Origin of the sequence: Pseudooceanicola marinus, from assembly GCF_002786295.1 — a bacterium.
Taxonomy (GTDB): Bacteria; Pseudomonadota; Alphaproteobacteria; order Rhodobacterales; family Rhodobacteraceae; genus Pseudooceanicola; species Pseudooceanicola marinus.
Genome location: NZ_PGTC01000029.1, coordinates 2,064 through 21,943, shown reverse-complemented (window position 1 = coordinate 21,943; position 19,880 = coordinate 2,064). Strand labels below are relative to the sequence as shown.

The window sequence follows — 19,880 nt, the reverse complement described above, 5'->3', positions numbered from 1 at the left end:
GAAATAAGGCGCGTGCCGAGCGGCAGGCGCCTTTTGCCTATCGCGGGACCTGGCAGGGGCGCCGGCCCTCAGCTGCGGTTGCGGGCCTTGGGCTGTTTCGGCGTCTTCTGTTTCCAGCGCCGATGCACCCAGAACCATTGCTCGGGATGCGCCCGCGTCATCTCTTCCAGCGAGTCGTTCAGCGCCTGGGACATGGTTTCCGGATCGCTGTGGGGCAGGGGCGCCTCTACCCGGATGTGGAAGGACAGCCCGTCGGGTTGGCGGATGCCGTAGATCGGCAGGATTTCGGCGTCGTATTTCAGCGCCATCTCGGTGGCCGAGGTGGCGGTCTTCGCCGGGCGGCCGAAGAAGGTCAGGTCGGCGCCCTGGCCGAAATACTGGTCCGACAGCAGCGCAACGATATGGCCGCCGCGCAGGTATTTCACCATCTCCGCCAGCCCGCGCCGTCCGCGCGGGAAAAGCGGCGTTGCGATGGATTCCATCGCGCGTACGTAGTGGCGGTTGAAGAAGAGGTTGTTCAGCGGCCGGTAAAGCGCGCCGACATCGCCGTAGCGCGCGGCGATCTTGGCGCGGAAGGCGTCGTAATTGCCGAAGTGACCGGAGACCAGGATGACGGGGCGCCCGGCGGCGCGCGCGGCATCCAGCGCGGCCAGGCCCGGCCCGTCGAGGGGGGCATTGGCCAGGCGCGCCTTGAACTCGGGGCCCGAGTAGATCTCGATCAGGGTGCGGCCGGCATTGTCGGTGACCGCCCGTTCCATGCGCCGCACCTCCTCCGGCGACAGGTCCGGGCGCACCAGGGCCAGGTTGTCGCGAATACGGCGGTTGTAGCCCGCCAGCGGCGCCACCAGGCGCGACACCAGCCAGCCGACCAGGGGCACACGGACCCGATAGGGCAGCGCCAGGCCAAGGCGCACCATGCCGCCGAGGCCGAGGTTGACCAGGTACTGGCCGAGGCGCTGTGCGGGGGGCAACTGGGCGGGGTCGGTGACGACGGGCTTGGCCATGGGGCGGGCGGTCTCTCGGGCTCTGTCTCGGGTCGGGACGGTTGCCGCGCCTAGTCCCGGGGATCCGCGCTGTCGGGCAGGACCGGGGTTTCCGGCGCCGGGGCCACCTTCACCTCTGCCAGCGCCGGCGCGCGGGCGGCGCGGGTTTCGCGGTGCCAGACATAGACCCCGGCGCTGACGATCACAAGCGCACCGATCACCGTCGCCCGGTCGGGGTATTCGCCGAAGACGACGATCCCCCAGAAGGTGGCCGAGATCAGCCCGGCGTAGGAGAAGGGCGCCAGCATCGCCGCCTCGCCCAGCGACAGCGAGCGGATCAGCAGCAGCTGCGCCGAGGTGCCCAGCCCGGCCAGCGCCAGCATCAGCAGCGCGACTTTCAGCGAGGGCAGGTCCCAGTAGGCTGGCAGCAGCATCGACAGCACCAGCGAGCCCAGCAGGGCGGAGTAGAGCAGCGAGGTCCAGGGATCCTCGCGATGCCCGATGTGGCGGGTGGCCAGGGCGAAGCCGGCATAGGCCAGGGCGGCGGTCAGCGGGAAGAGGGCCGCGGGCGAGAAGACGGCGCTGCCGGGGCGGATGATGATCATCGCCCCCACCAGGGCCGCGACGATGGCCATCAGGCGGCGCGGGCCCAGCCGTTCGCCGAGGAACAGCGCCGCGCCCAGGGTAATGAGCACGGGGTTCATGTCCATGATCGCCGTGCTTTCCGCCAGCCCGAGGTGGTTCAGCCCCAGAAAGAAGGCCGAGGTTGCCGTCAGCTGGCAGACCGAGCGGAAGAACTGCAGTTTCGGGAACTGGGTGCGCGCCACCTGCCGCAGCCGAGGCGCGACGATGGCCAGCACCAGCACGACCTGGCCGGCGTAGCGCGCCCAGAGCGCCATGACCGTGTTGCTTTCCGCCGCGATGGCCTTGGCGCAGGCATCCATCGAACTGAAGCAGAAAATCGCCATGATCATCAGCAGGATGGCACGGCCGGTGTGGGTGGGATCGTTGGACATTGGGGCCTCGGGTCGCGTGTCCGGCGGACGGTAGGGGCCGCGTGCAGGCGTGTCCAGAGCGCGGGGGCTGCACAAGCGCGGACCAGGACGGGCGAGTTCCTGCGGGGAGGACGGAGGTGAGCGGGAAAAACTGGGGGAGACATCGCGCGGCGTGCGTTCCGGGCGCCACGGCAGCGGGCTCTGCCCCTCTTGCGTCCTGCTGGCTCGGGTCCAGGCCCGCGCGCCTCCATCGCTGAAATCGTTCCCTAGACGCGTCCCGGGAGCGGCCCAGTCTCCGGGAGACTTACAGCAAAGAGAAGACCGAGCCCGGGTGAGCGGAGGCGATGATTCCGGAACCTTGGCCGGGAGGCGCCGCCGCCCCTCGGCAAGGAGGGGTAATCCTGCGACGGCGTCCTGTCCGGCCCGGGGGATCGGGGTCGCTGGACCCGATGACGGTGGGCGAGCATGGGCGGAGCGGGCCGCACGTCGTCCAGGACAGCCCCCTGCAATCAGCCCTCTTCGTCCTCGTCTCCCGCCAGCAGCAGCAACTCGCCGGCGGCTTCCAGCTCGCGGATGGCGGACACCACGGAGTTCATCGCCTCTTCCGCATCTTTCGGTTTCACCTTGCCGCGATCGTTCACCTCTTCGCGCAGGCTGTCGGCCAGGCGAGCCGACATATTGCCCAGCACGTAGTCCGCCGTGGCCGTTTCCTCCGCCCCGTTGCAGGCGGCGAGCGCCGTGACCAGCATGCCGGGATCCACCTGGCGCACCACCTTGGGGATGTCGCGCGGGGCCACGCGGGCGGGAATGTTGGTGAAGGTGAAGATCGCCTTGCGCACCCGCTCGGCAAAGTCGCTGTCGGTCTCATCGAGACCTTCCAGCACGTCGTCGCGGGTGGCGGCGGTCGAAAAGTTGAGGATCGCGCCCACCCGTTCGACGGGATCCTTGTCGAAAACGCTGTCGGGCTGGGCGTCCAGCTGGCTGGCCAGAGACAGGCCAATCCGGTCCAGCGCCTCGGGGGAAATGCCGGAGGTCAGCGAGATCGCATAGGCGATGCGCCGGGCGCGAGGGCCGGGCAGTTTCGACAGCAGTTCCGCCGCCTTGCCGGTGTCGAGCTTCGACAGCATCACGGCGGCGATCTCGATCGACTCGCTCTCGGCGATCGGTTGCAGCTTCTTCAGATCGAGGGCGCGCACCCGGTCCCAGGGATCGCCGGTCTGGCGCACCCCGGCCTCCTTGCGCAACCGCGCCGCCGTGTGGGGGGAAATCTTGCCGTCCAGCACCGAGAGCGCCCCGGCGACACCGCGGGGGAAGGTCAGGCCCAGGGCCTCCAACTCCTCGACGAACTCGTCGACCACGCCGGACAGCGTGCTGCGGTCGATGTGGCGCATGCTGCCCAGAAGCAGGGTCAGCTCTGCCTGAACCTCGTCCGGCAGTTCCTTCAGCGGGACATCCAGCCCATGGCTGAGCAGCAGCCGGATGATTACCGCGGCCTTCTGTTTGCGAGTCATCTGCCCCGGCGAGGCCGGAGAGGGCGCAAACTGCGCCAGCGGTGCCAGATCGCCCATGATCCCCTCATTCAGCGTGCGGGGGGCAGCTAATCAGGGAAGCGTGAAGAAAGGCTGAAATCGCGGCGAAGCCTCGCCTCAGCCGGTGACGATCTTCTCGCAGCTCTGGCTGTCGGCGTTCCACGTCAGGCCCTCGCCGCAGGTGCTGGCCTGCTGTTCATGCCAGGCGCAACTGGCCTGCAGGGGCGCGGCGATGGTGAAGGTAAGAAGGGTGGTGACGAGCAGGGTCTTCATGGCAAATCCTCCGTCTGATGGCGCCAGCATAGCACGAAGGGACCGAAACCCGAAATTCCGGGCGCTCCGACGCCGCCTGCGCCGCCCCTGCTCCCATACGATGGCTGAAAATACTCCGGGGGGCGCCGCGCCGCAGGCGGGGCGGGGGGCAGCGCCCCCATCTGTCGGTCCCGCAAAGGCAAACGGCGCCCCCGAGGGGCGCCGCTGTATGTCGCTTCCTGTCGCGGGGATCAGCTCTCGCCGAAGACCCGTTTGAAAATCGTGTCGACGTGCTTGGTGTGATACTCCATGTCGAACTTCTCGTTGATGCCGTCGACGCCCAGGGCCGCCACGACCTCCTCGTCGGCCAGCAGCAGCTCGCGGAAGTCGAGGCGTTCTTCCCAGACCTTCAGCGCGTTGCGCTGCACCATGGAATAGGCGTCTTCGCGCGACACGCCCGCCTGCGTCAGGGCCAGAAGCACGCGCTGCGACATCACCAGACCGGGGAACTTGTTCATGTTCGCCAGCATGTTCTCGGGATAGATGATCATCTTGTCGACGACGCCTGCCAGACGGTTCAGGGCGAAGTCCAGGGTCACGGTGGCGTCGGGGCCGATGCCGCGCTCGACGGAAGAATGCGAGATGTCCCGCTCGTGCCACAGCGCCACATTCTCCATCGCCGGCACGACGGTCATGCGGACGAGGCGGGCAAGGCCCGTCAGATTCTCGGTCAGCACCGGGTTCTTCTTGTGCGGCATCGCCGAGGAGCCCTTCTGGCCCATGGAGAAGAACTCGGCCCCTTCCAGAACCTCGGTGCGCTGCATGTGGCGGATCTCGATCGCGACGTTTTCGATCGAGGAGGCGATGACGCCCAGAGTGGCGAAGAACATGGCGTGACGGTCGCGCGGGATCACCTGGGTCGAGATCGGCTCCGGCTTCAGGCCCAGCTTGGCGCAGACGTGCTCCTCGACCGCCGGGTCGATGTTGGCGAAGGTGCCGACGGCGCCGGAGATCGCGCCGGTGGCAACTTCTTCGCGGGCGGCCTGCAGTCGGGCCTTGTTGCGGTCCATCTCGGCGTAGAAGCGGGCGAAGGTCAGGCCCATGGTGGTGGGTTCGGCGTGGATCCCGTGGGAGCGGCCGACGCGCACGGTCATCTTGTGTTCCATCGCGCGTTTCTTCAGCGCGGCCAGCACCTTGTCCATGTCGGCCAGCAGCAGGTCGGCGGCGCGGACCAGCTGGACGTTCAGGCAGGTGTCCAGCACGTCGGAGGAGGTCATGCCCTGGTGGACGAAACGCGCCTCTTCGGAGCCGACGTGTTCGGCCAGGTGGGTCAGGAAGGCGATGACGTCATGCTTGGTGACGGCCTCGATCTCGTCGATGCGGGCCACGTCGAATTCGACATCCTTGGCCTTCCACACGGCGTCGGCATTCTCGCGCGGGATGACGCCCAGATCGGCCTGGGCGTCGCAGGCATGGGCCTCGATCTCGTACCAGATCTTGAACTTGGTGGCGGGCTCCCAGATGTCGGTCATCTCTTTGCGGGCATAACGGGGGATCATCGGCAGCATCCTTCTGGCCAGGCAAGGTTTGGGGGCCTCATAAGCGAGGCCGGGCGTCGGGACAAGCGCCGTGGGGTCATGCGGACTATCCATGCTTCTTTTCTCGGGTTGGGGGGCGGGATAGAGAGGGGGAATGGCAGAAGGAGCGGGCCATGACGGCACGGAACATCAATGCCTTCGCTGGGGGCTGGCGGATCTCGCGGGTCATCACCGACCGGCGGGCGGGCACCATGGGTCGGTTCGACGGCCGGGCGGATCTGCGCGCCGATCCCGCAGGGGGCCTGATCTGGGAGGAAACCGGCCAGCTGCGCCTGGGCGACGGGCCGGTGCTGAGCGCCACGCGCCGCTATCTCTGGCAGGGGCAGGGCGCACGGATCACGGTCCTCTTCGAGGATGGCCGATATTTCCACGACTTCGATCCTTCGGGCGCCGGGGCACAGGCGCATCACGACTGTCCGCCGGATGTCTACGACGTGGTCTATGATTTCGCCGACTGGCCCCGCTGGCGCTGCACCTGGGAGGTGCGCGGGCCGCGCAAGGACTATCGGATGGAGAGCCTGCATCAGCCCGGCTGAGTAGCCCCGGAGGGACAGGGCGGGCGCTGTTCCGGCCTTGCAAAGTTTGCAGACTTTGCAATTCCGCAGGGGTTTGTCCGGACGGATTTGCAATTTGCAGCCGCTCCGACGCTGCTCAAAACTTGCGCTGCGCTGCGGCTTCGGGCATCAGTGAAGTGATGACACTGGAGGCAATGGAGAGGACGTACCCATGTCCCACGCTATGAATGAACAGGTGCTGAGCGAGACCTTCGGCCCGACCGAAGGCAGCGCGCTGCGTCTGAAACAGGCCGTTCTGGTCGTCATGGGCATCGCCCTGCTGACGATCATGGCCAAGATCCAGGTGCCGGTGCCTGGCTCTCCCGTCGCCATCGGCATGGGCACCTTCGCCGTGCTGGGCCTCGGCGCGGCCTATGGCGCACGCCTCGGCCTGGTGACGATCATGGGCTACATGCTGATCGGCATGCTGGGCTTCGACGTCTTCCAAAGCTCGACCGCCGACCTGAACGGCGTCAGCTACATGATGGGCTCCACCGGCGGCTACCTGCTGGGCTACGTGATGGCCACCGTGGTGCTGGGCGTGCTGGCGCGTCGCGGCTGGGACCGGTCGGTCCTGTGGATGGCGCTGGCGATGCTGATCGGCAATGTCGTGCTCTACGTCCCCGGCCTGGCCTGGCTGGGCGCGCTTTATGGCTGGGACCAGCCGATCGTCGCCTGGGGCCTGACGCCCTTCATCTTCGGCGACGCGCTGAAGCTGGCGCTGGCCGCCCTGGTGCTGCCGCTGGCCTGGAAACTGGTGGGCCGCGCCCGCGGCTGATCCGGACAGGATTGCAAGATCATGAGGGGCGTCCTGCGGGGCGCCCCTTTTGCTTGGGCGCCGCCGGAAGACGGCGGGGCCTGTCAGGTGGTCTCGAGGCGGTATTTCAGGAAGGTCTCGCCATCATAGCGGACCGGTCCCAGCTCGCGCGCGCCCAGACGCGCCAGCGCGCCGAAGCTCCGCCGGCTGGGCGGCAGCAGGAAGGTGACGAAGGGAATGCGGGGATCGGCCCGGGCGAAGGCCAGCGCCTGGCGAGCAATCTGCAGCCCGGCCCCGAAATGCTCCGGTGTCAGGACCAACCCGAAATCCCATTCCGTGCCCTCCTTCTGGAAGCCGCCCCATCCAAGGTACTGGCCGTCCCCCAGAAACGCCCAGTGCCCCAACCCGTCGCGGGCCCAGCAGGCTTCCTTCGCCGCGACGAAGCGGCGCGTGGTCGCCTCGTCCCATGTCCCTTGCAGAAGCGGCATGTGGGCGCCGACGCGCGGATCGTTCATCTGCGCCGTGATCTCCGCCAGGGGAACGTCTGGCAGGCGGGCAAAGGTGATCTGTGGGGCCATGGGGCGGGGTCCAGGTTGCGGCGGGGTGCCGGCACTCTTCGGGCCGGGCGCGGTCCGGTCAAGCCACGGATCCGAGAGGGCGATCAGGCCTGCGTGATGTCATTGCCCCGCATCTGCCGAGCGCAGTGGCAATGCCGCTGCGGGACCCGCAGCTTTCGCCCCGTACGTCTGGCCTGCCGATGGCGGAGCGCATAGCCTTGGCGTCGGAAGACCGGCCAGCGGAGTGTCAGGGATGAGCGGTGAGACCAGGGAACGTCAGGGCAACCTGACGATACGGGAGATCCTGCAGGCCGGACTGCCTTTCGAGGTGCCCGCGCGCCTGCCGGGCGTGGCGCCGATGGATCCCGCTGACTGGATTCTGGTGGATGAGGCTTTCGGTGCCCAGATGGCCGAGCGCGAGGCCCTGCTGATGAGCCATACCGACAAGGTGCTGGCCTGCGACCCAGCCGCCCGACCTGCCGCCGAGGAGCTGCTGGCCGAGGTGCTGGAGGCGCTGCGGGCGCGGCCTGACTACGAGGTTGGGGACAGCCATGTGACCCGCCCGGATGGGGGGCGCGTCCCTCTGGCGGCGGGCACGGATCCCGCGCCCGAGGCGCCGCTGGCGCTGATCGGGCGGCTGGTGCAGCAGGACTTCTGCCTGATGGAGAAACGCGGCGACGAACACGTGCTGACCGGCGCCGTGCTCTGCTTCCCCGCCAGCTGGACTCTGGCGGAGAAATTTCGCCAGCCCCTGCTACGCATCCATGTGCCGGTGCCGGTCTACGACGAGATGCTGGCGCGGCGCGTGCAGCGTCTCTTTGACGGGATCCAGCCCGGGCGGCCGCTGTGGCGGGCCAACCACCTGCGCTACGCGGCGCCGACGCTCTTTGCGCCGGTGTCGGAAAACGCACCGCCCGCGCAGCGCCACCCCGAGGACGGCGCCTATATCCGCAGTGAGCGCCAGAGCCTGTGGCGCCTGCCCGAGAGCCGCGCGGTGGCTTTTGGCATCCACACCTTCATGATCCGCGCCTGACCCCCGAACCCGCGGACCGCCGGGCAAGAAAAAAACCGCCTGCCGAGGGCAGGCGGTGTCCGAAGGGTCGGAGAAGGACATCGAGAGCGGCCCCGCGGGGGCCACTGGCTGCCTCAGAGCAGGGGCAGCCAGGCCAGGGTGTCGGCCATGGCCTGTGTCGCGCCGGTGCCCACGACAGCGAAGACGGCCGAGAGGGTCATGGCATGGGTCGAGATGCGGAAGTCTTCGCCCTTGATCACGTTGTAGGCCAGCAGGGCCCCGGCAACAGGCGGGTTCACCAGGGCCACGGCGGCGTTGATCGTATAGATGGCCACCTTGTGTTCCAGGCGCTTGGGGTCGTCTTCCTCGTCCAGTTCCAGGTCGGCGCGGAAGACCTCGCGCAGTTCGTCCTCGGAGGCCATGGAACGGCTGGTGACACCGGCGGGATCAGTGCCGACCCAGGTGTTCTGGCGCCGTGCCTTCAGTTCTTCGCGCAGGGCGTCGAACCGTTCGTCCAGGTGACCGGTTTCCGACTGGATCTCGGGGAAGACGGCCGCCGCCAGGGTGGGCCGTACGGGGGTCGAGGCCATGCTGCTGGCCATGCCACCGCCGGCGCGGCTGGGATGCATAGGGTGCTGCAGCGGGCTGACATCGGTGTCGCGCATCGAGATCGGCGTGAAGGCCGACTGGAAGCGGGCGGAGGTCAGCACGGTCTCGCGGTCCAGCCACTGCACGAAGGGCGCGCCGGTCTCGGCGATCAGTCGATGCACGAGTTCGGCCAGCAGGGCCTTGGAGGCCTCGGGGTGGCGGTTGTCGTCGTAGGAGGTGTCGCAGACCGAGACGTGGATCCAGAACGTCGGGTTCTCCAGCGCTTGGCGCGAGGCGTCGCTGAGGTGGGTGCGCGGGCCGGAGGACAGGACCCGCAGGGTATCGGGGTCCGCTTCGGGCGCATCGAAGATCTGAAGCTCGACCAGAACCGATTGCGAGGCGATGGCGGCCTGGTCGAAATCGACCTGTACGACATCACCCTGCTGCCCGAAGGCGCTGAGGACGAATTTCACCGGATCCAGCAGATGTTCGACCGTCACGTCACTGTCGTCGGTGAAGATCAGGCCGGCTTGGTGGCATTGGGCGGTATGAGACATGGAACTGTCTTTCCGTGGTTTGCTCTCGATTAAGGACATCCTGGCGGGCGAATCGGGAGGAAGTTGGACGCAAAGCCGGGAAATTCACAGTTGGTTAGGAATTTTCATGGCGATCGGCCCGGTTCGCGCCACAGTGCGGCGTGGGTGTGGCGACCTTGCCGTCTTTGCGCCGCAATTGGGCCGGTTGGCGCTGTATACAGCGACTTGGGCCATTGATGCGTTTGAGGGTCAGGATAGCGGGCAGAATCGGATACACGCGCTGCGTGTAAAATGCGGTCGAAACTGCGGCAAGGGCGCCCTTTCGATCCCGCTTCGCGCCGCAATGTGGCGGGATTGTGGCGGAGGAATTAACCTATTTGCCCGGATTGGGGCCTGCTGCGACGAGTTTACCGTCAATGGCGCGCAGGTCCATCCCAAGGGTCCTTTGGTAGGATCGGCCTATCCCAATGGATAGGGTCGAGCCGGGCGCGTGTTGCGCGTTACGAGGCGCCGTGCGCCCGTCCCGGCGCCGCGGCGCGTCCCTCGGATGCCGCAGATCGGTCGGACGATGGGGCAGGGCGCGCCGCAGCAGCGCATCGCAGGGTAGGGGCGCAACGCAAAAGGGGCGCCCTGATGGGCGCCCCTTCCGTCACTGTCCCGGTGATGGGGATCAGCAGGAGTAGTACAGAGCGTATTCCACGGGGTGCGGGGTGTGCTCGTACATTTCCAGCTCTTCCATCTTCAGGCCGATGTAGCCTTCGATCTGGTCCTTGGTGAAGACGTCGCCGGCCAGCAGGAAGTCCATGTCGGCTTCCAGCTCAGTCAGGGCTTCGCGCAGCGAGCCACAGACGGTCGGGATGTCGGCCAGCTCTTCGGGCGGCAGGTCGTACAGGTTCTTGTCCATCGCGTCGCCGGGATGGATCTTGTTCTTGATGCCGTCCAGGCCGGCCATAAGCAGGGCCGCGAAGCACAGGTAGGGGTTGGCCGAAGGATCGGGGAAGCGAGCTTCGACGCGCTTGGCCTTGGGGGATTCCGCCCACGGAATACGGACGCAGCCGGAACGGTTGCGGGCCGAGTAAGCGCGCAGAACCGGGGCTTCGAAGCCGGGGATCAGGCGCTTGTAGGAGTTGGTGGACGGGTTGGTGAAGGCGTTCAGGGCCTTGGCGTGCTTCAGGATGCCGCCGATGAAGAACAGGGCTTCGTCGGACAGGTCGGCATACTTGTCACCTGCGAAGAGCGGCTTGCCGTCCTTCCAGATCGACATGTTCACGTGCATGCCGGTGCCGTTGTCGCCGGCGATCGGCTTCGGCATGAAGGTGGCCGACTTGCCGTAGGCCTGGGCCACGTTGTGGATGACGTACTTGTACTTCTGCAGTTCGTCGGCCTGCTTGGTCAGGCTGTCGAAGATCAGGCCCAGCTCGTGCTGGCAGGACGCCACTTCGTGGTGGTGCTTGTCGACCTTCATGCCCAGACGCTTCATGGTCGAGAGCATCTCGGCACGGATGTCCTGGCCGTCGTCGATCGGGTTGACCGGGAAGTAGCCGCCCTTGACGCCGGGACGGTGGCCGGTGTTGCCCATTTCGTAGTCGGTGTCGGTGTTCCAGGCGGCGTCCAGCGCGTCGACCTCGTAGGACACCTTGTTCATGGCGACCGAGAACTTGACGTTGTCGAACAGGAAGAATTCAGCTTCCGGGCCCATGAAGGCGGTGTCGCCGATGCCGGAAGACTTCAGGTAGGCTTCGGCCTTCTGAGCGGTGCCGCGCGGGTCACGCTCGTAGGGCTCCATGGTGTCGGGCTCGACGACCGTGCAGTGAACGCACAGGGTCTTCTCGGCATAGAAAGGGTCGATGTAGACCGACTCGGTGTCGGGCATCAGCTTCATGTCGGATGCTTCGATCGACTTCCAGCCGGCGATGGACGACCCGTCGAACATGAAGCCTTCGTCGAGGAAGTCTTCGTCGACCTGATCTGCCATCACGGTGACGTGCTGCAGCTTGCCGCGCGTGTCGGTGAAGCGGATGTCGACGTAGGCGATATCCTCGTCAGCGATCAGCTTCAGAACCTTGTCCTTGCTCATTCCCTTTTCCCTTCGGTTTTGAGTCTCTTAAAGTGCGTCCGTACCGGTCTCGCCGGTGCGGATGCGAATGGCTTGTTCGATCGGCGACACGAAGATCTTGCCGTCGCCGATTTTCTCGGTCTTGGCGGCGTCGATGATCGCCTGGATCGCACCATCCACCTGGTCGTCGTCGAGGACGGCTTCGATTTTCACCTTCGGAAGGAAATCGACGACATATTCTGCTCCGCGATAAAGTTCGGTGTGGCCCTTCTGGCGACCGAAGCCCTTGACCTCGATCACGGAGAGCCCCTGCACGCCCACGTCCTGAAGCGCCTCCTTCACCTCATCAAGCTTGAACGGCTTGATGATCGCTTCGATCTTCTTCATGGGATACTCCTCACAGTAACGTCGCATCGGTCAGACCACTTTCGCAGCGCCCTCACAATTGGCTAGAGGGAAACCGGAGGAGAGGCCAGAGATGGCGCGAAAATGCCGCGCGAAAAAGTGGCGGTGAGCGTAAAATTTGTGCAGTTTGGGAAAGTTATGTCAAATCTCCTGACCGGAACACAGATGCGGGCCGTGGAAGGGGCGGCCATGGCCGCCGGGGAATGCCGCGGTCTGGACCTCATGGAGACCGCCGGAAGTTCGGTGGTTTCGGAGATTTATCGTTACTGGCCAGAGCTTTGCGAGGCCGATCACCCGCGTGCGGCGATTCTCTGCGGGCCGGGAAACAACGGCGGCGATGGTTTCGTCGTGGCAAGACATCTTGTCGACCGCGGCTGGCAGGTGGAGCTCGGCCTGCTGGGCGATCCTGCCTGCCTTTCGGGCGATGCGGCCGAGATGCACGCGCAATGGGCAGTACGGGGCGCCGTGCTCGACCTGGACAGCCTGCTGGATCGGCTGGACGCAGCGCCGGTCGATCTGGCGGTGGATGCCCTTTTCGGGACCGGTCTGGCGCGCCCCCTGGCGGCGGATCTGGCGACTGCTCTGCGGCAGGTCCTGGCGGCGGGGCGGCGGCGCGTGGCAGTCGACATTCTCTCGGGTCTCGATGCCGACAGCGGCCGGATGCTGGGCGGCGTCGATGTGGGCGCCGTGGACCTGACGGTGACCTTCCATACCGCCAAGCCGGGGCACATGCTGGGGCAGGGCGCGGCGCTGAGCCCGGCGCTGGCCGTGGCAGATATCGGCTTGGACGGGGGCCGGGACGCGGAGCGGGCCGGCGGGCCCGTTGCGCAGCTGGTCGAGCGGGAAGCGTGCCGCCCGGCCGCGCAGAAGGATCCTGCGGGGCACAAGTTCACATCCGGCCATGCGCTGGTGCTGACCGGCGGGGCAGGGCGCACCGGTGCCGCCCGCCTGTCGGCCCGCGCGGCGCTGCGCATGGGGGCCGGACTGGTGACCCTGGGCGTGCCCCCCGCCGCGCAGATGGAGGTTGCATCGCAGATCACCGCGCTGATGCTGGCGCGGATCCCCGACGCCGATGCGCTCGGCACCCTGTTGGCCGACGACCCGCGCTTCACGTCCATCTGCCTCGGCCCCGGGCTGGGCACGGGTGATCGCGCGCGTGCGCTGGTCCTGACGGCCCTGGCTGCCGGGCGGCGCACGGTGCTGGACGCCGACGCCCTCAGTCTGTTTGCCGAGGATCCGGAGGCGCTTCTTGCCGCGACGCGCGGGCAGGCGGTGGTGATGACGCCCCATTGGGGCGAATTTGCCCGGCTCTTCCCGGACCTGGCGGAGGCCGCCAAGGCGCCCGCGGATCGCGGTCCGGCCCTGTCGAAGCTGGATGTGGTGCGGCAGGCGGCGGACCGGGCCGGCTGCGTGGTCCTGCTGAAAGGGGCCGACACGGTGATTGTCGGCGCCGACGGCGCGGCGCGGGTCAATGCCGCCCTGCGTGACCGGGCCTGCCCCTGGCTGGCCACGGCCGGGGCCGGGGATGTTCTGTCGGGGATCATCTGCGGCCTTCTGGCCCGCGGGTTCGCCCCGCTGGACGCCGCCGCGACCGCCGCCTGGGTGCATGCCGAATGCGCCCGCCGCTTCGGCCCCGGCCTGATCGCCGAAGACCTGCCGGAGATGCTGCCGCATGTCCTGGGGGCATTGCAGGGCGGTTGACGCGCAAAGCAGGCGGCACTCGGCCGCGTCATCCCTTTTTGACTTGTTCCTATTCGTGGTATCGAGACCAGGTCAGGCCATTGCAAGATGCCTTTTCGGTTGCTTTGCGAGCCGATCCCGACAATTCATAGGAGAGCTATCCTGCATTGTCGGCACTTGATGTTGGGACCTTACGGTTAACGCGAGAGACTTTTGGCTGTCATCGATCTCAGTAAACGCAACGCGCCTGCGAACGATCTCAGGCAGTTTCTGGATACCGTGTGTGACACGCACCAGCTCGATTACGCGGCCTATGCCGGGGTCAACCCGATTGCGCAGACGGTGCATGGTTTCGTCAACTATCCCGACGAATGGCAACAACTCTACGTCGATCAGAATTTCCAGCACAGGGATCCGACCTTGCTGGCCGCCAGCCGCAGCATTTCCCCGGTGGATTGGAAACGCCTGCATCGGGAAGAGGCCTTCGACACGATCTTCCATGCCGCGCATGATTTCGGGATTTCCAAGCAGGGGCTGACCATCCCGGTGCGCGGGCCCTACGGCGACATCGGGCTGTTCAGCGTCACTCGGGATTGTTCCGAACGGGAATGGCAGCTGCTGAAATCCAGCATCCTCTCGGATCTTCAGGCCGCGGCCGTGCACCTGCATGATCATGTGGTGCAATCTCATGACATGGTGCGCCGGTTGACCCATCCGGCCCTGTCGCAGCGCGAAACCGACGTGCTGCAATGGATTGCCGCCGGAAAGACCCAGCAGGATGTCGGCGACATCCTTACGATTTCCAGCCGGACGGTCGAGGTGCACCTGCGGTCCAGCCGGACCAAGCTGGGGGCGCTGACCACCGCCCAGGCCGTGGGCCGCGCGATCAGCCTCGGACTGATCCACCCCGGCTGAACCCCTTTGTTTCCTGGCTCTGGGGCAGGGTAAGGGATTTCCCTAATAGAATGGCTGCGGCGATCGGCATACTCCTTCATTCGTGGGAATGAATTGGAGGGGTCAGAATGATCCTAATTGTCGACGGACTCAATCGGCATCGCTACAGCAACCTGATTGACGAGATGTTCGCGCTGCGTGCGCGTGTTTTCAAGGACCGCCTGGGATGGGACGTGGTGGTCGAGGATGGCAAGGAAATCGATGAATTCGATTCTCTTGATCCGGCCTATGTGCTGGGCCTGGACGATGATGGGCATGTGGTGGCCTGTGTCCGGGCCTTGCAGACAACCGGCCCGCACATGCTGTCGGATGTCTTCTCGGACATCCTGGACGGTGAGCCGCCGCTGCGCAGCCCGACGCTCTGGGAATCGACACGGTTCTGCGTGGATACCGACCGGCTGAGCGGCGGGAAATCTCGCAACTCTGTCAGCTACGCCACCTGTGAACTGATGGCCGGCTCGCTGGAATTCGCGCGGGATTCGGGCATCACCGACATCGTCACCGTGATCGACCCGATCATGAACCGGGTGCTGAAACGCTCCGACTGCGTGCCCTACGGCTATGTCGGTTCGACCAAGCCCATGGGCAAGACATCCGCCATGGCGGCGCTGCTGGACTGCACCGACGAGCGCATCAACCGCATCCGCGCCTTCGCCGGGATCGAGGGCGATATCTTCGTCGATGATGCGACCGCACGGGCGCTGGAAGACGGGGCTGAAACCCGTTCGGAGGCCACCGTGGTGCCGGCGCCGGCGCAATTCGCCTCGGAGGACGCGGCAGCCACCCCCTCCGCGCTTCAGGCCTGGTGCCAGGAGCAACTGGGGGCCGCCTCTTCCACGAGCGAGCGCACGGCGGCGCTGGATCTGGTTGCAACCCTTCAGGCCGCCGGGATGCTCCCTGAAGACACGTTGAGCCTGAACAAGGTCTGATACCGGGCCCGACAGTTGGCGTGACAGTTGGCCTGACAGTTGGCCTGACTTTGGGCCTCTCTCCGGGACCGATCAGCTTCGGCCCCTGATCCAATCGGGTTTGACGAAGGCACGTGGGGGTGCCTGCGCTGGACCCGGATCCGCCATCCCCGACTGCCGGGCCGGGGAGGGCAGTTGTTACACGTTCCCAATCTGCCGGTTCCCGGGTGTTTCCCTTGCGCCCTGGGGGCCGGTGGATGTGTTTGCCGCGCGCACGCGCGCACGCGCGCACGCGCGGCGGATCGGGGGCGGCACGGAAAATATCTCGCGCTGCATCCAAGTCGGCCGACGGACCCGGGGAAGAGCCCCGGCGCCAGGCAGACGTCCGTCTCTGCCACGGAAGGACTGCATGCGCAGCCCGAGGAAGATCGCGCCTGCTACGGCGCGAGGGCCGTCAGGAGCAGGGCCGCAACGTCGGTCCAGAGAGTGACGTGGCGCAGCATGCGCATGCCGTGAGGGGCTAGGCGGCGGTCTTCCCTGACAGCGACGCCCGGGGCAAGCCGCGCGCCCATGGGGAAGGCAATTGTCACCGCGAGGGGAAGCGCATGATAACGTGCGGTGCCGGCCAGCCCTGTCGTCCACCCCGGCCCTGGCCTGAGGGTGATGCGCCATGCCCCTGCTGCCTCTGGGTGGGGCGCGCAGGCATCCCTGCCTGGACGGGGCTGGCGGCGGCCGAGGTCGGGCCGGAGAACGCCCGGCCGAGCCTGCGCTGATCCGGGGGCGTGAATATCAGAGGTGCTAAACAACCGTTTGACATTCCTTCTGAGACCGGGGCATTAAGCGCGCAGGCGAATGACTTCGCTTTCGCATCTCGGGTGGAAGGGAAACCCACCCCGACTGCGGGGCGCGACGGATTTTGAATGTCCCCACACTTTGAGCCCCGTCGCGCCTTTTGCTTTTGGCTGGGGCGGCCCTGCCATCCGCTGGGTCCGCTGCCGCGCCCGCTCGTGACTTCCGTCGCATGCTGCACCCCGCCGGTGCCGAAGTGGCCGAAGAACACCCGGTCCCGCGCCGCATGCCGCTAGAGAACGACGTCGACCATGGGTGGCACTACATTGCGGTCAAGGAGCGAGCCGTCGCGGGCACTGACATTTCCGAAAATAAAGCGGTCACCGGGCGCCAGGTAATTGAAATGGCGAAAAAATATGCCTCTGACGCAGCCCAGAAGAAGGCGTCCAAACGGGCCCAGCAGAAGCGGCAACGAAGCAAGGATAAATCGGGACAGTGCGAGACGAATTGCGAAACCATTCCAGCTTCGCGGCGCCCAGGAAACGAGCGTCCCGACAATGCTCGATGATTTCAAGGTGGTGCGGGTGAAGGGACTCGAACCCCCACGCCAAAGGCGCCAGAACCTAAATTTCAGAATTTTTAATTTAAATCAGTGGCTTGAGGGTGAAGAGTTCGCAGGACATTTGCGGGGCAAAGTGCCAACCTGCGAAACGCTTTCATGGATCTTCCTGCCATTCTTCTCGACGCTTCTGTGCTGCCTTGGAGGCCCGCTTCTGGCTTGCCTTGGCGCGGTACTTCTGGACCATGGCAAGAGTTTTGTGGCCGGTCACTGCCTGGATCTCCGCGTCGCTGCAGCCCGCTTCCGAGAGCTGCACCGCCGCCGTGTACCGCCAGCCATGTGGAACAAGTCGCCCAGAGCCGTGCATGGCGCCGATCTCTTCTCTCACAGTTTGAATTGCTTTCTGTATCTGCCGCTTGCCGACTGGTCCTGATGATCCGTTCGCAAGGATGTAGTCCCCCATGCGAGGAAGCTCGTCGAGGTATTGGCGCAGGCGAGTGGGACAGTAGATCCAAAGATCAGCTCCGGTCTTTTCTTGTGTGACGCGGATGTACTCACCGTCGAGGTCAGACCACTTCATCTTGATGCAATCCCCGAGGCGCTGGCCCGTGCCGATGGCCAATTCGAACGCAGTCCGAGCAAGGTTCAGATTCTTTTCTTCACAGAGCTTCGTGAAGGCACTTAGAGCTTCATCTGGCCAGGGCGCGTACTCGCCGCCCTTCAACTTTTCGATGCCTTCCACCGGGTTTCGTTCAATCCATTCCAGGTCGACGGCGTGCTTGCACAGGATCGACAGTACGGCGACCCTCTCATTGGCTTTGGACCATGTGTCTTGGAGAGCGTCACGTGCCGCCAGAGCGTGCTTTCGCCGAAAGGCGCGCATGTCCTTGTCACCGTTCTTTTCACGGATCTCTTCACAATGGCGTCTGTAGTTGGCTTTCGAACCCTTCGAGAGGCTCCTGTAGTTTGCGCTCTGAAAGTAGCTGGTTATCAGCGCATGCCAGGTGGTCTTTACCTGACGCTTCCGCTGGCCATTGCGGGTTGCCCAATACTCGATGCTGAACTCTTCGCTGTCGGGGTTGGAGGGCAGCCGTCTGCGATACTTGCCTTTACGGAAGTAGATGTATTCTCGACCTTTGACGGTCTTGAATTCCAGGTAGGGCAGGTCAGGGCGTTTCATGTCTCGAATTCGTTATCGTCATCAAGTGCTGCGCTCGACAGCACAGCGTCGAGCGTCTTCACTGGCCATCTTGGGTGTTTGCTGGCAAGGAGAATTGGCCTAGGCAAAGCCCCTGCCTTTACGAGCTTGTTGAATTCTCCCAAGGGCAGCGAGAGCATATGCGCAGCCTCCTTGTCGGTCACCGCGAGTTTGGGGCGGGGGCGGCTCATCGCTTTGTCCGTTCTGATGACGGGTGTTTGGGGGATACGGCGTGTAAGCTTGAGCAAGGAAGGTTCCAAGCTCGGACGGCGGGTCGACCTAGAAGAGTTGAATGCACTAGCATTAGCGGCCCTCCCTGATTTCTTTGATCATCAGTTTCGTCTCGCCCAGGATGGCGACGCAGACGTTTCGCAGCGCAGGGGAAGCCTCCTGCGCAAGCGACCGGGCGCGAGCGCCGATGCTATGCAGTCGTCCGACTTCTTCGGCTTGGTAGCCCGTCAATTCATCAAGCATTGCAGGTCCTCCTTCTCAGCCAGCTGCCCACAGTTCGCCTTAACCACCGCCGCGGCGACGGGCGGGCAGACGGAGTTGCCGACGCAGCTGACCTGGGTGTTCTTGGTGAAGCTGCGCCAGTCCCACGCGCCGCTATCGTCCTGCTCCCAGACGCCCTCGATCACGTAGTCGGTGGGGAAGCCCTGGGCGGTGAAGAGCTCGCGCGGGGTGAGCATCCGCATGCCGATGTCGGCGATGACGTAGCGGGTGCCGGCGATGTCGAGGGTGACCAGGTCGCCGCCGTCCCAGGCGCCGTGGGACCGCAGGAACTCGGCCACTTCGCGGGCGCGAGTTTCGTGCGCTGCCGTGAAGGGCGGGGCCTGCAGGGCGGCCTGCATATGCGCCATCCGGTCCTTCACGGTGATCGTGTGGCAGGGCGCATCGGTGCGGGCGCCGTCGCCGGTGCCGTAGTACTTGGCGAAGAAGGTGGCGACGGGCGTCTGATGGCTGCCGCTGGCGGCCACGGTGGAGAGCGGATCGCGCGCGTCGTGTCCTGCGTGGGCACCCATGCGCGGCCCGCCGTTCTGCTGGGCCAGGAAGGCAGCGCAGGCGGCATGTTTGGCGCCCCCGGCGACAATGGTCCCGAGCGGCCTGCCGATGTCCAGCGCGCGGGGCGCCTGGCCTTGGCGTTCTCCGTAACCGGTCTGGATCAGCGTCGGCAGCAGGACGGCGTTCTGGTCCTTCGTGCTGGCGCAGATGGTGTGCAGGGGCAGCGTGGCGTCGCGGGTGTTCCCGCCCTGCTGAGCGTAGGTCGGAACCGGGCTCAAAATCGCATCCTTGGAGGGGGATGGTGCGAATGGCACAGCAAAGCCTTGGCTTTGAATGCGTCGGTCCTTCTGAAACACGCAGGTGTGTGTGTCCGAGCCAGCACCAATTTGGCACCGGCAAGTGAGGCGGTCCAGATGACAGCAGCAATCTGCCGTACCATTCGCGCAAACGTACGTATGTCCGCTAATGGAGGGGGCAATGTTCCTTGAGCTCACGATGGAGTGAGTAACCACCAGGAAGGGCGCTTCGGCCTCCAGCACGTAGCGGGCCACGCCCCGGGCGATGCGCGCGAGGGTGTTGTCGGCCAGGGGGCGCACGGCGCGCAGACCGAGGCGCGCGCGGATCTCCTCGGCGCTGTCGAAGATCGAGGGGCAGGGGATCGACCAGTCGATGCACTCCGCGGCGGTGCGCCAGGGCTGCAGCTTGCCCGAGATCACGCGGGGATCGTCCGGCGCCCCGTGGGTCGGTTCGGGCCAGACAATGGTCTGGCCGTCAAAGCGGATGATGACGAAGAGCCGCTTGCGGATCGTGGGCGCGCCGTAGTCGCAGGCCCGCAACTCGCGCGTCTCCATCTTGCCGCCCAACTTGCGGATGGCCTTGCGCCACCGCTCGAACGTCTCGCCCCGCCGCTGCGGGCAGGGCATCGGCCCGCGCGGGGTCTCGATCACCGGGCCCCAGGTCTTCCACTC

At 65.8% G+C, this 19,880-nt stretch carries 21 protein-coding genes; 8 read left to right on the top strand and 13 right to left on the bottom strand.

Annotated elements, in window-relative coordinates; all coding sequences use genetic code 11:
• Nucleotides 1-68 precede the first annotated feature (68 nt).
• From CVM50_RS19425 to purB, 5 genes are all read right to left on the bottom strand, one after another.
• Complete coding sequence (locus tag CVM50_RS19425) at nucleotides 69-1,004, bottom strand: lysophospholipid acyltransferase family protein (RefSeq protein ID WP_085887061.1); 936 nt, start codon at nucleotides 1,002-1,004, stop codon at nucleotides 69-71.
• 50 nt (nucleotides 1,005-1,054) lie between these two features.
• Nucleotides 1,055-1,999: a DMT family transporter gene (locus CVM50_RS19420; protein ID WP_085887060.1), complete on the bottom strand. Its 945-nt coding sequence runs from the start codon at nucleotides 1,997-1,999 to the stop codon at nucleotides 1,055-1,057.
• 488 nt (nucleotides 2,000-2,487) lie between these two features.
• A complete protein-coding gene (locus CVM50_RS19415) occupies nucleotides 2,488-3,546 on the bottom strand; it encodes a flagellar motor switch protein FliG (RefSeq protein ID WP_085887059.1) in 1,059 nt (352 codons plus the stop codon).
• Between the two features lie 78 nt (nucleotides 3,547-3,624).
• Nucleotides 3,625-3,780: a hypothetical protein gene (locus CVM50_RS21600; RefSeq protein ID WP_157792247.1), complete on the bottom strand. Its 156-nt coding sequence runs from the start codon at nucleotides 3,778-3,780 to the stop codon at nucleotides 3,625-3,627.
• Nucleotides 3,781-4,010: 230 nt separating this feature from the next.
• Entirely contained in the window at nucleotides 4,011-5,318 is a 1,308-nt protein-coding gene (purB, locus tag CVM50_RS19410; RefSeq protein ID WP_085887058.1) for an adenylosuccinate lyase, read from the bottom strand.
• A gap of 152 nt (nucleotides 5,319-5,470) precedes the next feature.
• On the opposite strand from purB, the gene CVM50_RS19405 reads away from it, so the two are divergent.
• Together CVM50_RS19405 and CVM50_RS19400 are read left to right on the top strand one after the other, a co-directional pair.
• Nucleotides 5,471-5,893 carry a DUF6314 family protein gene (locus tag CVM50_RS19405; RefSeq protein ID WP_100148556.1) on the top strand — a complete coding sequence of 141 codons (423 nt, stop codon included), beginning with the start codon at nucleotides 5,471-5,473 and terminating at the stop codon, nucleotides 5,891-5,893.
• 190 nt (nucleotides 5,894-6,083) lie between these two features.
• On the top strand, nucleotides 6,084-6,689 hold the full coding sequence (locus CVM50_RS19400; protein ID WP_085887057.1) for a biotin transporter BioY: 606 nt from the start codon (nucleotides 6,084-6,086) through the stop codon (nucleotides 6,687-6,689).
• A gap of 83 nt (nucleotides 6,690-6,772) precedes the next feature.
• On the opposite strand, the gene CVM50_RS19395 is transcribed toward CVM50_RS19400, so the two are convergent.
• Nucleotides 6,773-7,246 carry a GNAT family N-acetyltransferase gene (locus tag CVM50_RS19395; RefSeq protein ID WP_085887056.1) on the bottom strand — a complete coding sequence of 158 codons (474 nt, stop codon included), beginning with the start codon at nucleotides 7,244-7,246 and terminating at the stop codon, nucleotides 6,773-6,775.
• A 232-nt stretch (nucleotides 7,247-7,478) separates the two neighbouring features.
• Here CVM50_RS19395 and CVM50_RS19390 point away from each other — a divergent pair, with 232 nt between their 5' ends.
• On the top strand, nucleotides 7,479-8,258 hold the full coding sequence (locus tag CVM50_RS19390) for a heme-dependent oxidative N-demethylase family protein (RefSeq protein WP_085887055.1): 780 nt from the start codon (nucleotides 7,479-7,481) through the stop codon (nucleotides 8,256-8,258).
• Nucleotides 8,259-8,371: 113 nt separating this feature from the next.
• Here CVM50_RS19390 and CVM50_RS19385 read toward each other — a convergent pair whose 3' ends face one another.
• Entirely contained in the window at nucleotides 8,372-9,382 is a 1,011-nt protein-coding gene (locus CVM50_RS19385) for a hypothetical protein (protein ID WP_085887054.1), read from the bottom strand.
• Here CVM50_RS19385 and CVM50_RS21595 point away from each other — a divergent pair.
• Nucleotides 9,381-9,836, top strand: coding sequence for a hypothetical protein (locus CVM50_RS21595; RefSeq protein WP_143515583.1), 456 nt, complete (start codon nucleotides 9,381-9,383; stop codon nucleotides 9,834-9,836). The two genes, CVM50_RS19385 and CVM50_RS21595, sit on opposite strands and share 2 nt — an antisense overlap.
• A gap of 195 nt (nucleotides 9,837-10,031) precedes the next feature.
• Here the strand turns inward: CVM50_RS21595 and glnA are convergent, their stop codons facing one another.
• The gene (gene glnA / locus CVM50_RS19380) at nucleotides 10,032-11,438 is read right to left on the bottom strand and encodes a type I glutamate--ammonia ligase (protein ID WP_085887053.1); all 1,407 of its coding nucleotides are present in this window, start codon (nucleotides 11,436-11,438) and stop codon (nucleotides 10,032-10,034) included.
• 27 nt (nucleotides 11,439-11,465) lie between these two features.
• Nucleotides 11,466-11,804: a P-II family nitrogen regulator gene (locus CVM50_RS19375; RefSeq protein ID WP_085887052.1), complete on the bottom strand. Its 339-nt coding sequence runs from the start codon at nucleotides 11,802-11,804 to the stop codon at nucleotides 11,466-11,468.
• Nucleotides 11,805-11,987: 183 nt separating this feature from the next.
• Between CVM50_RS19375 and CVM50_RS19370 the strand changes: the two genes are divergently transcribed.
• From CVM50_RS19370 to CVM50_RS21590, 4 genes are all read left to right on the top strand, one after another.
• A complete protein-coding gene (locus CVM50_RS19370) occupies nucleotides 11,988-13,523 on the top strand; it encodes an NAD(P)H-hydrate dehydratase (RefSeq protein ID WP_232618306.1) in 1,536 nt (511 codons plus the stop codon).
• A gap of 192 nt (nucleotides 13,524-13,715) precedes the next feature.
• Nucleotides 13,716-14,417, top strand: a complete 702-nt coding sequence (locus CVM50_RS19365) for an autoinducer binding domain-containing protein (protein WP_085887050.1) — start codon at nucleotides 13,716-13,718, stop codon at nucleotides 14,415-14,417.
• Nucleotides 14,418-14,524: 107 nt separating this feature from the next.
• Nucleotides 14,525-15,385: an acyl-homoserine-lactone synthase gene (locus tag CVM50_RS19360; RefSeq protein ID WP_085887049.1), complete on the top strand. Its 861-nt coding sequence runs from the start codon at nucleotides 14,525-14,527 to the stop codon at nucleotides 15,383-15,385.
• Nucleotides 15,386-16,385: 1,000 nt separating this feature from the next.
• A complete protein-coding gene (locus tag CVM50_RS21590; protein WP_143515582.1) occupies nucleotides 16,386-16,721 on the top strand; it encodes a hypothetical protein in 336 nt (111 codons plus the stop codon).
• 148 nt (nucleotides 16,722-16,869) lie between these two features.
• Here the strand turns inward: CVM50_RS21590 and CVM50_RS19355 are convergent, their stop codons facing one another.
• The 4 genes from CVM50_RS19355 to CVM50_RS19345 all read right to left on the bottom strand — a co-directional run.
• Nucleotides 16,870-17,892 (bottom strand): tyrosine-type recombinase/integrase, encoded by a 1,023-nt coding sequence (locus CVM50_RS19355; RefSeq protein WP_085887048.1) that lies wholly within the window; start codon nucleotides 17,890-17,892, stop codon nucleotides 16,870-16,872.
• Nucleotides 17,889-18,101 carry a helix-turn-helix transcriptional regulator gene (locus CVM50_RS19350; protein WP_085887047.1) on the bottom strand — a complete coding sequence of 71 codons (213 nt, stop codon included), beginning with the start codon at nucleotides 18,099-18,101 and terminating at the stop codon, nucleotides 17,889-17,891. The genes CVM50_RS19355 and CVM50_RS19350 overlap by 4 nt, the downstream gene beginning before the upstream one ends.
• Nucleotides 18,102-18,213: 112 nt before the next feature.
• On the bottom strand, nucleotides 18,214-18,384 hold the full coding sequence (locus CVM50_RS21585) for a hypothetical protein (protein ID WP_157792246.1): 171 nt from the start codon (nucleotides 18,382-18,384) through the stop codon (nucleotides 18,214-18,216).
• Nucleotides 18,369-19,880 (bottom strand): DNA cytosine methyltransferase (locus CVM50_RS19345; protein WP_232618305.1); only part of this gene is annotated, 1,512 nt, incomplete at its 5' end. The genes CVM50_RS19345 and CVM50_RS21585, both read right to left, overlap by 16 nt.